The sequence below is a fragment of the Embleya sp. NPDC059237 genome, from assembly GCF_042754105.1.
Taxonomy (GTDB): Bacteria; Actinomycetota; Actinomycetes; order Streptomycetales; family Streptomycetaceae; genus Embleya.
This window is the reverse complement of record NZ_JBHZAE010000007.1, coordinates 530,271-542,635: the sequence shown is the minus strand read 5'-3', so window position 1 is coordinate 542,635 and position 12,365 is coordinate 530,271. Positions and strand designations below refer to the sequence as shown.

11 protein-coding genes are annotated in these 12,365 nt (G+C 70.3%); 2 read left to right on the top strand and 9 right to left on the bottom strand.

The window, feature by feature from the left end; translation table 11 throughout:
* Positions 1-152: 152 nt before the first annotated feature.
* From ACFXKZ_RS24615 to ACFXKZ_RS24595, 5 genes are all read right to left on the bottom strand, one after another.
* Positions 153-656, bottom strand: a complete 504-nt coding sequence (locus ACFXKZ_RS24615; RefSeq protein ID WP_380003112.1) for a peptidoglycan-binding protein — start codon at positions 654-656, stop codon at positions 153-155.
* Positions 657-1,085: 429 nt separating this feature from the next.
* A complete protein-coding gene (locus ACFXKZ_RS24610; protein WP_126638412.1) occupies positions 1,086-2,774 on the bottom strand; it encodes a ribonuclease J in 1,689 nt (562 codons plus the stop codon).
* Positions 2,775-2,901: 127 nt separating this feature from the next.
* On the bottom strand, positions 2,902-3,801 hold the full coding sequence (gene dapA / locus ACFXKZ_RS24605) for a 4-hydroxy-tetrahydrodipicolinate synthase (protein WP_380003111.1): 900 nt from the start codon (positions 3,799-3,801) through the stop codon (positions 2,902-2,904).
* A gap of 312 nt (positions 3,802-4,113) precedes the next feature.
* A complete protein-coding gene (thyX, locus tag ACFXKZ_RS24600) occupies positions 4,114-4,854 on the bottom strand; it encodes an FAD-dependent thymidylate synthase (RefSeq protein WP_380003110.1) in 741 nt (246 codons plus the stop codon).
* Positions 4,855-4,926: 72 nt separating this feature from the next.
* Positions 4,927-5,649: a hypothetical protein gene (locus ACFXKZ_RS24595; protein ID WP_380003109.1), complete on the bottom strand. Its 723-nt coding sequence runs from the start codon at positions 5,647-5,649 to the stop codon at positions 4,927-4,929.
* 174 nt (positions 5,650-5,823) lie between these two features.
* On the opposite strand from ACFXKZ_RS24595, the gene ACFXKZ_RS24590 reads away from it, so the two are divergent.
* Both ACFXKZ_RS24590 and ACFXKZ_RS24585 read left to right on the top strand, forming a co-directional pair.
* Positions 5,824-6,369: a GNAT family N-acetyltransferase gene (locus ACFXKZ_RS24590; protein ID WP_380003108.1), complete on the top strand. Its 546-nt coding sequence runs from the start codon at positions 5,824-5,826 to the stop codon at positions 6,367-6,369.
* 169 nt (positions 6,370-6,538) lie between these two features.
* Positions 6,539-7,258 carry a TetR/AcrR family transcriptional regulator gene (locus tag ACFXKZ_RS24585; protein ID WP_380003107.1) on the top strand — a complete coding sequence of 240 codons (720 nt, stop codon included), beginning with the start codon at positions 6,539-6,541 and terminating at the stop codon, positions 7,256-7,258.
* Between the two features lie 159 nt (positions 7,259-7,417).
* Here ACFXKZ_RS24585 and ACFXKZ_RS24580 read toward each other — a convergent pair whose 3' ends face one another.
* The 4 genes from ACFXKZ_RS24580 to ACFXKZ_RS24565 all read right to left on the bottom strand — a co-directional run bounded on the left by ACFXKZ_RS24580 (position 7,418) and on the right by ACFXKZ_RS24565 (position 12,339).
* Complete coding sequence (locus ACFXKZ_RS24580) at positions 7,418-7,873, bottom strand: hypothetical protein (RefSeq protein ID WP_380003106.1); 456 nt, start codon at positions 7,871-7,873, stop codon at positions 7,418-7,420.
* A 5-nt stretch (positions 7,874-7,878) separates the two neighbouring features.
* Complete coding sequence (dapB, locus tag ACFXKZ_RS24575; protein WP_380003105.1) at positions 7,879-8,631, bottom strand: 4-hydroxy-tetrahydrodipicolinate reductase; 753 nt, start codon at positions 8,629-8,631, stop codon at positions 7,879-7,881.
* Positions 8,632-8,755: 124 nt separating this feature from the next.
* Entirely contained in the window at positions 8,756-10,117 is a 1,362-nt protein-coding gene (locus tag ACFXKZ_RS24570) for a M16 family metallopeptidase (RefSeq protein ID WP_380003104.1), read from the bottom strand.
* The gene (locus ACFXKZ_RS24565) at positions 10,114-12,339 is read right to left on the bottom strand and encodes a polyribonucleotide nucleotidyltransferase (protein ID WP_380003103.1); all 2,226 of its coding nucleotides are present in this window, start codon (positions 12,337-12,339) and stop codon (positions 10,114-10,116) included. The genes ACFXKZ_RS24570 and ACFXKZ_RS24565 overlap by 4 nt, the downstream gene beginning before the upstream one ends.
* Positions 12,340-12,365 lie beyond the last annotated feature (26 nt).

The window sequence follows — 12,365 nt, the reverse complement described above, 5'->3', positions numbered from 1 at the left end:
CCCCTCCACGCGCGCCGCCCGTCGTCCACAGCCCCCGGGATGGGTGTGACCATCACACCCGGCCTGTGTACGACTTCGGCCCGGCCGCCCCCACGACCCGACCCCGGCCGACCCGCCGACGCCCCTTCCGCCTCCCGCCCGGCCCGCACCCGCTACTCGGTGCCGGTGTGCTCCGCCTGCCGCCCGCATCCCTTCTTCGCGCGATAGAGCACCTTCCAGGTGGCCTCGTTCGTGACCCCCGACGGATCGAGGCCGTTGCACTTCTGCACCCACCGGACCCCGTCCGCGGTGGCCGCGTCGAACACCCCGGTCTCAGGCAACTCGCCGGGGGCTCCGGACCTCGTGTCGATCAGGCACTGCACCTGGGCGACCGCGTCGTCCCGATCCCCCTCACGCAGCTCCGGCCGGTTGTCCTTCGCCACGTGGTCGCAGCGCGGGGCGGCCGCCGCCGGCGAGACGGGGCCCGTCATCCCCGCGCCCAGACCCAGCGCCGCACACGAGCTCAGCGCGAGCGCCGCGACCCGCCCACGCCGCGATCGCCCGAACCGGGCGACCGGCCGCCGCCCGGGCACCGAGATCGGCGCGCCCCACGGCGCGGGCGGCGGAGCGCCCCGTCGTGGGCCGCCGCAACGCCGATTCCGCTGTACCGCATACATGTGTGCTCCTGACTGCCGATCCTGTCGACCGTGTCGACCTGTCCAGCGCCCGGAGAGCGGCTGCCCTCCGAACACGACCGACGTTAGGAGCCGGCAGTCGAGCCACCCATAAGTACGAGAACCCGACCTTCACACCACAAAAAAGGCCACAAACTCCCCAGCCACCCCAGCTTCACGCCACCATCACCCTCCCCCGCACCACGACAAGCCCGCCAAGGCCCACCAAGGCCCCGCCAAGACCCGCCAAACGCAGCCACCCCCACACCCACCGCCTCGCACATCCGGTCGACAACCCGCCACCGCCACCGACCACAACCGCCGACTCCCCCGAACCACGCCCACGCCCACGCCCACCCCCCGCCCCCAAACCACACAGGGCCCGCTACGAAGATTTCGTAGCGGGCCCCGCGCAAAACGATCGAGGAGGTCTCAGACCTCCACCACAACCGGCAGAATCATCGGCCGGCGCCGATAGGTGTCCGACACCCACTTGCCCACGATCCGCCGCACCTGCTGCTGCAACTGATACGGCTCCGCCACCCCGTCGGCGGCGGCCTTCTGCAGCATCTCCTCGATCTTCGGGATCACCGCGTCGAACCGGGCGTCGTCGATACCCGATCCCCGCGCCGTGATGGTCGGCCCGCCGACCACCTTGCCCGAGCTGGAGTCCACGGCGAGGAACACGGACACGAAGCCCTCCTCGCCCAGGATCCGACGGTCCTTGAGCGAGGACTCGGTCACGTCGCCCACGGACAAACCGTCAACGTAGACGTATCCGGCCTGCACCTTCCCGGTGATCTTGGCGACACCGTCGACCAGGTCGACGGTCAGCCCGTCCTCGGCGAGGACCACCCGGTCCTTGCGCACCCCGGTCTTGACGCCCAGATCGGCGGCGGCGCGCAGATGGCGCCATTCGCCGTGCACGGGCATCAGGTTGCGCGGGCGCGTGAGGTTGAAGAAGTACAGCAGTTCACCGGCCGAGGCGTGGCCGGAGACGTGCACCTTGGCGTTGCCCTTGTGCACGACCTTGGCGCCCCACCGGGTCAGCCCGTTGATCACCCGGTAGACCGAGGTCTCGTTGCCCGGGATCAGCGAGGACGCGAGCACCACGGTGTCGCCCTCGACGATCCGGATCTGCTGGTGCGAACGGTTGGCCATCCGCGACAGCGCCGCCATCGGCTCGCCCTGCGAGCCGGTACAGACGAGGACCACCTCGTCCGGCGGCAGGTCGTCGAGCGTCTTGACGTCCACGACCAGGCCTGCGGGGATCTTCAGATAGCCGAGTTCCCCGGCGATCTTCATGTTGCGCACCATCGAGCGGCCGACGAAGGCGACCTTGCGCTCGTAGGCGTACGCAGTGTCGAGCACCTGCTGGATGCGGTGCACGTGGCTCGCGAAGCTGGCCACGATGATCCGCTGGTCGGCGTCGGCGAAGACCCGGTCCAGCACGCCCGCGATGTCCCGCTCGGCCGGGATGAAGCCCGGGACCTCGGCGTTCGTGGAGTCCACGAGCAGCAGATCGATGCCCTCGGTGCCCAGCCGGGCGAACGCCGGCAGGTCGGTGAGCCGGTTGTCCAGCGGCAACTGGTCCATCTTGAAGTCGCCGGTGTGCACGACGGTGCCGGCCTCGGTGCGGATCGCCAGTGCGAGCGCGTCCGGGATCGAGTGGTTCACCGAGATGAACTCGCACTCGAACGGCCCCAGCCGCTCGATGTCGCCTTCCTTGACCTCGAGGGTGTACGGCCGGATGCGGTGCTCGGTGAGCTTCGCCTCGATGAAGGCGAGGGTCAGCTTCGACCCGATCAGCGGGATGTCGGCCTTCTCCCGCAGCAGGTACGGGACCGCACCGATGTGGTCCTCGTGCCCGTGGGTCAGGATGACCGCCTCGATGTCGTCGAGGCGATCCCGGATCGAGCTGAAGTCCGGCAGGATGAGGTCGACTCCGGGCTGCTCCTCCTCGGGGAACAGCACCCCGCAGTCGACGATCAGCAGCCGGCCGTCGAACTCGAAGACGGTCATGTTTCGGCCGATCTCGCCGAGGCCGCCCAGCGGGGTGACCCGAAGGCCGCCCTTCGGCAGCACCGGCGGCGGGCCGAATTCGGGGTGGGGATGGCTCAAGTTCTCTCCTCGCCACGTGCCGCCGTCCGGCCGATCGATACTCGGCCGGACGGGAACGCGCAAAAGCTCGTGTTCGGCCCGAGCGGGTGTGGTACCCGCCCGGGGCACTACTTACAGATATTCCTGTTTACAGCTCTACCCCACCCGCCGAAAGATCCTGCCTCAGCTGCGCGATCTGTGCCTCGTCGGCATCGATCAGCGGCAGCCGCAGCGGCCCGGCGGGCAGGCCCTGCAATCCCAGTGCGGCCTTGGTGAGGATCACGCCCTGGGTACGAAAAATGCCGGTGTACACCGGAAGAAGACGCTGGTGGATCTCGCGCGCCTTGGCGACGTCGCCGGCCGTGAAGGCGTCGATCATCGCGCGGAGCTCCGCCGAAACGAGGTGTCCGACCACGCTCACCACACCGACCGCGCCGATGGACAGGAGCGGCAGGTTCAGCATGTCCTCACCGCTGTAGTACACCATGTCGGTGCGCGCCATCACCCAACTAGCCGAGGCGAGGTCGCCCTTGGCGTCCTTGTTCGCCACGATCCGGGGGTGCTCCGCGAGCCGGACCAGGGTCTCGGTCTCGACCGGCACGGCGCTGCGACCGGGGATGTCGTACAGCATCACCGGCAGCCCGGTCGCGTCGGCGACCGTGGTGAAGTGCCGGTACAGGCCCTCCTGCGGGGGCTTGCTGTAGTACGGGGTGACCGCGAGCAGACCGTGCGCACCGGCGGCCTCCGCCTGCCGGGCCAGCTCGACCGTGTGCCGAGTGTCGTTGGTACCCACACCGGCGACCACGAACGCGCGATCGCCCACGGCCTCCAGAACCGCCCGGACCAGCTGCTCTTTCTCCGCGTCGCTCGTGGTGGGCGACTCGCCGGTGGTGCCGTTGACGACGAGTCCGTCGTTGCCGGCATCGACAAGATGAGCGGCCAGGCGCTGGGCGCCGGGGAGGTCGAGCGCACCGTCGGCCGTGAAGGGGGTCACCATCGCGGTGAGGACCCGGCCGAAGGGGGTCTGGGGGGTAGACGTCGGAGCCATGGCCCAAACCGTACCGGGCCCGCACCTGACCTGCGGGTAGCACCCGCCCTATGAGACCTCCACCGAGACCTCCATCGCCCGGGAGCCCGCCCCATCGGCCCGAACGAGACCCGAACGAAACCGGGGACCGGGCCGCACAAAACAAGGGACCAGGCGCTGCCCGCTCGGGGGTTCGAGCAGCGCCTGATCTCTTTCAGTATCGACCACGAGGGGCGAAACCTTAGGGATTCTGGCGAAAAATTTCCAATGTCACCCTATGTGCCGATTTGACCACTCGGACGGCTCAGCCGGCCCCTGCCCCGCCCTCGCCCCCTACGGCGCGACCCGACCGTTGGCGTTGAACGCCGCGTACGTCAGCGGCATCAACTCCGCCCAGGCCGCCTCCATCCGCTCCGCGACCATCTCGATCTCGCGCTGCGGGAACGATGGGAAGGTCGCGTCGTCATGCCTGGTGCGCAGTCCCAGGAAGTGCATCAGGGAGCGCGCGTTGCAGGTCGCGTACATCGACGAGTACAGCCCGACCGGCAACGTGGTTCGCGCCACCTCCCGCGCGACACCCGCCTCCAGCATGCGCCGGTAGGCCGCGTACGCCGCCTCGTAGCCCGCCCGCGTCGCCTCGTCGACCACCGCGTGCTGCTCGGCCGTGCCGTCGACGAACTCGTACGCCCCCGGCTTGCCCCGCTGCACCAGCCGCCGCTCCGTCGCAGGCACATAGAACACCGGCAATAGCTCCCGATAACGCCCGCTTTCCTCGTTGTAAGACCATCCGACGCGGTGGCGGTGGAATTCGCGGAAGACGAAGATCGGGGCGCTGACGAAGAAGGTCATCGAGTTGTGCTCGAACGGGCTGCCGTGCTTGTCGCGCATCAGGTAGTTGATCAATCCCCTGGAGCGCGAGGCGTCCTTGTCCAACTCGTCGAGGGACTTCTCCCCCGCCGTGGAGACCCTGGCGGCCCACAGCACGTCCTGGTCCGAGGCGCTGTGCTTGATCAGTTCGACGGTCACGTCGTCCCGGAATCGAACAGCCGACTTCTCCTGGGGTGTTTCGGTCACGCGGGGTGGCTCCTCGTCGGACGAACGCACGCAGCCGTGCGTCGATGAAGGGGGGTGCGGCGGCGGATAAGCCTAACCACCGCTCGGAGCCGCGCTCGTCCCCGTGCCCGTCGGCGTGGAGCGCGGCACCACCACCGTGCTCGGCTGGGTCGACGGCCCCTCGGCGGGCCGCGTCGGCGCACCCGCCGGCAGCGCCGCGGATGTCGTGAAGGTCACCCGGTCCAGTCGGCCCATGTACGGCTGCACCTGGACCTCCAGCTTCCCGACCAGCTCCCTCGGCACCGCGAAGTTGTAGGTGATCACCGTGTCGGCGTTCACCGCGACCTCACCCGGGCCGCTGCGCGCCGAGCCGACCTTGGCGAGGGCGCACGGCAGCGCGTCCGGCCCCGCGTACAGGGTCACCTGGAACAGTTCGGCGACCAGGTTCGATCCGGTGCGGTTGCCGTAGCGGATCGGAATCGCCACGTCGACCGTCTCCCGCCGCTCGCCGGGCACGGCCGCCGTCCGGGTCACCGCCGGCGCCAGGGCGGTGACGGTCAGCCCGTTCGAGTAGGTGTGCGTCTGCTTCTTCTGTCCGGTCCCGCCGGACGGCGGCGGCGCGCCCGAGGGCGGCGGGGCCGCCGGGGTCGAGCCGTCGGTCGGATTCTTGTCGGGCAGATCCGGCGGATTGCCGGTGGGGCCGGCCGCGGCCGGCTTCGGCTTCTCGTCGTCGATCGTCGGACCCACCATGCAGCCGGTCGCGAGCACCGCGACCACCGCGCACACCGGGGCGATTCGTCGGACCCGGACCCCCATGACCATCCTCCGCTGCCGCGCCCACCAATCCTTGGCCGACAGCGTCGCACGACGCGCGCGGGGGCGGGAACGCCGGCGGCGCGTGTCGCCCACGGGTGTGTGCGTTCGGCGAGCGGCGGACAGGAAACCGTCGGGCGCGCGAGAATCGGCCGAACTCGACGATGGGGGCACCACATGAGCGATTGCTACGTACGGCCGGCCCACGCCGGAGACGGCCCCGCCCTGGGCGCCGCGCACGCCCGGGCCTGGCACGACGCCTACACCGGCGTGCTGCCCGCCGCGGCCTTGGCGGCGGCCACACCCGAGGCGTTGGCCGCCGAGTGGGAGGACGCCGCGATCGCGCCACCCTCACCGCGCCACCGCGTGCTCGTGGCCTGCACGGGCTCCACCGCGGCCGGCTTCGCGGCCCTCGTCCCCGGCTCGGACGAGGACCTCGACCCGGCCCGGGCGGGCGAGTTGGCGATCCTGGTGATCGACCCGGCCCGACAGCGCGAGGGGCACGCCTCCCGGCTGCTCACCGCGGTCGTCGCGGACGCGGTGTCCGACGGCGTGGACACGCTGGTGACCTGGGTCCTGGAGAACGACAAGCCGCTGTACGACTTCCTGACCGGCGCGGGCTGGGCCGCGGACGGCGCCACCCGCGAACTGTGGGTGGACGAGCCCGGCGGCGCGGTGATCCGCCAGGTGCGACTGCACACGGCGGTCTCCCCGATGCCCTGAGCAAAATCCGACCACGTTCGTCGCCCCACTCCGGGGTCGATCCGTTTCCGCCCGACGGCAATCCCGTGACGCGAGCGGGAAATCGGCGGCGAAACGGCCGACGAACACGGTGAAGACCACACCGACGTGCCATTGAAGTGGGTAAGTCAGCCGACTTAACGTGGGCGCCGTGAGCCGAACTCCGACCCGCGAGCGCCTTCTGCTCACCGCCGAGCGGCTGTTCGCCGTACACGGAATCGACGCGGTCTCGCTGCGCCGGATCAGTGTCGCGGCGAGTCAGCGCAACAATTCCGCCGCGCAGTACCACTTCGGCAGCAAAGAGGAATTGATCCGGGCGATCTTCGGCTTCCGGCTCGCGGCGGTCAACGGGCGCCGCGAGGACCTGGTCCGCGCACTGGTCCGGGCCGGCCTCGACCGGGACCCCCGGGCCCTGGCCGAGGCCATGGTGCGCCCGCTGGCCGAACAGATCGACGTCGGGGGCAGCTTCTACCTACGCTTTCTGGCCCGGGTGCACCAGCACCCGGGCGCCTCCGCCTATGCGCTGCCGGCGATGGGCCTGGAGGGCAGCTCGCCGGAGTTCGCCCACCTGATCGATCTGGCCCTGGGCCACCTGCCGAGCGCGGTGCGACGCAACCGGCTGCGCCTGGGCGGCAGCCTGGCCGTACACGCGACGGCCGATCGCGAGCAGCGCGTCCACGAGGGGCAGGCGCACGACGTGCTGCCGCCCGCGGCGTTCGTGGAGGACCTGGTGGACGCGGTGGCGGGCATCCTGGCCGCGCCCGTATCGGCCCGGCTGCTCACCGCCCTGGACCCGACCGCCGCGCAGCCGGCCACGCCCCACCCGCCCGGCCCCGCGACACTCGACCACCCGGCCGGCGCCAGACCCTAGCGCGTGTCTTCAAGCCCCTGTCGGGCTCCACAACGCCCGGCACCGCACCTCGCCGCCCCGGAGAAACAGGCGAATAGAACCACTATGCACCTGCTTCTCCGGCACGCCGATGCACAGCACCGAACGCCGCGGAACCCGACGGGGGCTTGAAGACACGCGCTAACGCGTGGCCGGCGCCCGGCCCGCGTGCAGGCGGATCGCGGTCAGCATCGCCCGGCGCCCGCGCGCGTTGTCGCGCGCGTCGCCGTAGGCCACGGCCAGCCGATACCAGCCCCGCCAGTCGTCCGGCGCGGCCTCCACCTCGGCCTTGCGCCGCTCGAACACCTCGTCGGCGCTGTCCCGATCGACCCGCCCGCCGGGGGTGCGGGCCAACTCGTCGGCCGGCAGCCCGCCCTCGGCCGCCAACTCGCGGGCCAGCCGCTGCATCGCGAAGCCGAAGCGCACCTCGCGCCAGATGTACCAGGCGCCCACCACCGGCACGAGCAGGATCGCCAGCCCGAGCACGACGGTGACCGGCCGCCCGTCGCGAATCGCGATCATGCCGCGACTGCCGACGAGGAACACGTAGAAGACCAGAACCGCGATCAGCACGAGCGCGGTGACACGTTGCCTCACGATGCTCAGCCCAGATCGAGGAAGTGTTCCAGGCCCACGGTCAGGCCGGGCGTGGAGACCACACGACGCACCCCGAGCAGCACACCCGGCATGAAGGACGTGCGCTGGAACGAGTCGTGCCGGATGGTCAACATCTCGCCGTCGTCGCCGAGCAGCACCTCCTGGTGGGCGACCAGGCCGCGCAGCCGGACCGCGTGCACCGGCACGCCGTCGACCTTGCCACCGCGCGCACCGTCCGGGTCGTCCACCGTCGCGTCGGGCATCTCCCCGAGGCCGGCGCCCTCCCGTGCCTCGGCGATCAGCTCGGCGGTCCGGCGGGCGGTGCCGCTGGGCGCGTCGACCTTGTTCGGGTGGTGCAGTTCGACGATCTCGACCGACTCGTAAAAGCGCGCCGCCTGGGCCGCGAACCGCATCATCAGCACCGCGCCGATGCCGAAGTTCGGCGCGATCAAAACGCCGGTTTCCGGGCTCTTCGCCAGCCACTCGCGCAACTGCGCCAAGCGGTCGGGGGTGAAGCCGCTGGTGCCGACGACGGCGTGGATCCCGGCGCCCGCGCAGTACTCCAGGTTGCCCATGACCACACCCGGATGGGTGAAGTCCACGGCGACCTGCGCACCCGCCTTCGCGAGGTCGGCGAGGTCGTCTCCCTCGTCGACACGCGCCACCAGTTCGAGGTCGTCCGCCGCCTCGACGGCACGGCACACCTCGGTGCCCATGCGGCCGGCCGCACCGATCACACCCACCCGGATCGCAGTCATGATGTCGCGCACTCTCCCGTCAGCACAGTTCTTCGCCCCGATCGGCACCGCGGCCGATCGCAGCGCACCAACTTCCGTGCCCGCCGACCCGCTCGCGACCCGGCCGGCACGGTTTCGCCGTCGTTCAGGCCGACACGGCGACGAAGTCCGCGTCGTCGGCGAACGGTCCGACCACGGCCAGCGTCGGCCGCGCGGCGAACAGGACCTTCGCCACGTCGTGGATCTCGTCGGCGGTCACCGCGGCGATCCGGGCCAGCACCTCGTCGACGGACAGGTGCTCGCCGTAGACGAGTTCGCTCTTGCCGATCCGGCTCATCCGCGACCCGGTGTCCTCCAGGCCGAGCACGGTCGAGCCGCGCAGCTGGCCGATCGCCCGATCGATCTCGTCCCGGGGCAGCCCGTCGTGCACCACCCGCTCCAGCTCGGTCCGGCAGATCTCGATCACCTGGCGGGCCTTCTTGGGCTGGCAGCCGGCATAGATCCCGAACACGCCCAGGTCGGCGTAGCCGGAGTGGAACGAGTAGACCGAGTAGGCCAGCCCGCGCTTTTCCCGGATCTCCTGGAACAGGCGCGAGCTCATCCCGCCGCCCAGCGCCGTGTTGAGCACGCTGAGCGCGAACCGCCGGTCGTCGTCGCGGGCCAGGCCGGGCATCCCCAGGACCAGGTGGGCCTGCTCGGTCGGCCGGTTGAGCACCCGGACGCTGCCGGCCGCGCGGGTCCCGCGACCGCCGACGCGCGGCGCCGCGGCCACCGCGCCCTCGTCCACCTTGACCTGCGCGAACGCCTTCTTGACCAGCCGGACCACCTTGGCGTGGTCGACGTTGCCGGCCGCGGTCACCACCATGTTCGGCGCCTTGTACCGGCGCCGGTAGTAACCGTTGATCTGGGTCCGGGTGAGCGCGTTGATCGACTCGACGGTGCCCAATACGGGCCGCCCGAGCGGGGCGTCGCCGAGCATCGCGTCGTAGAAGAGTTCGTGCACCAGGTCGCCGGGCTCGTCCTCGTTCATCGCGATCTCCTCGAGGATCACGCCGCGTTCGGCGTCCACGTCCTCGGAGTCGATCAGCGAGCCGGTCACCATGTCGCAGATCACGTCGATGGCGAGCGGGAGGTCGGTGTCGAGCACGCGTGCGTAGTAGCACGTGTACTCCTTGGTGGTGAACGCGTTCATCTCACCACCGACGGCGTCCAGTTCCGCGGAGATCTCCAGTGCGTCGCGCTTCGCGGTGCCCTTGAACAGCAGGTGTTCGAGGTAGTGCGAGGTGCCGGCCAGGGCGGGGGTCTCGTCGCGCGAGCCCACCCCGACCCAGATGCCGAAGGTCGCGGAGCGCACGGACGGCATGTTCTCGGTGATCACCCGCAGGCCGCCGGGCAGGACCGTGCGGCGGACGGCACCCACACCGTCCGCGTCACGCAGCAGGGTCTTCGTGGAACCAGGCCGCTGCGCGGACGCAGCGGCCTGGTTCTTCGACGAGGAGGACGTCACTTGGCGGCAGCGTCCTCGGTGTCCTCGGCGGCGTCGCCTTCGCCCTCGATGACCGGGACGAGCGACAGCTTGCCGCGCTGGTCGATCTCGGCGATCTCGACCTGCACCTTGTCGCCGACCTTGATCACGTCGTCGACGTTCTCGACGCGCTTGCCACCGGCGATCTTGCGCAGCTGCGAGATGTGCAGCAGGCCGTCCTTGCCGGGCATGAGCGACACGAACGCGCCGAACGTGGTGGTCTTGACAACCGTACCCAGGTAACGCTCCCCGACCTCGGGCATCGTCGGGTTGGCGATCGCGTTGATCGTCGCCCGCGCGGCCTCGGCCGAGGTGCCGTCCGAGGCACCGATGTAGATCGTGCCATCGTCCTCGATGGTGATCTCGGCACCGGTGTCGTCCTGGATCTGGTTGATCATCTTGCCCTTCGGGCCGATGACCTCGCCGATCTTGTCCACCGGGATCTTGACGGTGATGATGCGCGGCGCGAACTTCGACATCTCGTCCGGAGTGTCGATCGCCTCCATCATCACGTCGAGGATGTGCAGACGGGCGTCCTTGGCCTGCTTGAGCGCCGCGGCCAGCACCGACGCGGGAATGCCGTCCAGCTTGGTGTCGAGCTGGAGCGCGGTGACGAACTCCTTGGTGCCGGCGACCTTGAAGTCCATGTCGCCGTACGCGTCCTCGGCACCGAGGATGTCGGTCAGGCACACGTACTCGGTCTTGCCGTCGACCTCGTCCGAGATCAGGCCCATCGCGATGCCCGCGACCGGCGCCCGGAGCGGCACACCGGCGTTGAGCAGCGACATCGTGGACGCGCAGACCGAGCCCATCGAGGTCGAGCCGTTGGAGCCGAGCGCCTCGGACACCTGGCGGATCGCGTACGGGAAGTCCTCGCGCGCGGGCAGCACCGGCAGCAGGGCGCGCTCGGCGAGCGCACCGTGGCCGATCTCGCGGCGCTTGGGCGAGCCCACGCGGCCGGTCTCGCCGACCGAGTACGGCGGGAAGTTGTAGTTGTGCATGTAGCGCTTGCGCGTCTCGGGCGAGAGCGTGTCGAGCATCTGCTCCATGCGCAGCATGTTCAGCGTGGTGATGCCCAGGATCTGGGTCTCGCCGCGCTCGAACAGGGCCGAGCCGTGCACGCGCGGGATGACCTCGACCTCGGCCGACAGGGTGCGGATGTCGGTCAGCCCGCGACCGTCGATGCGCACCTTGTCGCGCAGCACGCGCTGCCGGACGAGCTTCTTGGTCAGCGCGCGGAACGCGCCGCCGATCTCCTTCTCGCGACCCTCGAACGCCGGGAGCAGCTTCTCCGCGGCCAGGTCCTTGACCCGGTCGAGCTCGCTCTCGCGGGCCTGCTTGCCGGCGATGGTCAGCGCGGCCGACAGCTCGTCGGTCACCGCGGCGGCCAGCGCCTCGAAGACGTCGTCCTGGTAGTCCAGGTAGACCGGGAACTCGCCGGTCTCCTTGGCGGCCTTGTCGGCCACCTCGACCTGCGCGGCGCACAGCGCCTTGATGAACTTCTTGGCGGCCTCGAGGCCGTCGGCGACGACCTCCTCGGTCGGCGCCTCGGCGCCGCCCTTGACCAGCTCGATCGTGCCGGTCGTGGCCTCGGCCTCGACCATCATGATCGCCACGTCGCCGTCGTCGAGCACACGGCCCGCGACGACCATGTCGAACACGGCGCGCTCGAGCTCGGTGTGCGTCGGGAAGCCGACCCAGGTGCCGTCGATCAGCGCCACCCGGACGCCGCCGATCGGGCCGGAGAACGGCAGGCCCGCGAGCTGGGTGGACATCGAGGCCGCGTTGATCGCGACCACGTCGTACAGGTGGTCCGGGTTGAGCGCCATGATCGTCTCGACGATCTGGATCTCGTTGCGCAGGCCCTTCTTGAAGGACGGGCGCAGCGGACGGTCGATCAGCCGACAGGTGAGCACGGCGTCCTCGGACGGGCGGCCCTCGCGGCGGAAGAAGGAGCCGGGGATCTTGCCCGCGGCGTACATGCGCTCCTCGACGTCCACCGTCAGGGGGAAGAAGTCGAGCTGGTCCTTGGGGCGCTTCGAGGCGGTGGTGGCCGAGAGCACCATGGTGTCGTCGTCCAGGTAGACCACGGCGGAGCCGGCGGCCTGCTTGGCGAGGCGGCCGGTCTCGAAGCGGATGGTGCGGTTGCCGAAGGTGCCGTTCTCGATGACTGCTTCGGCGAAGCTGATGTCGGGACCCTCCACGGGTGCCCTCCTCGTTCGTTTCGAGG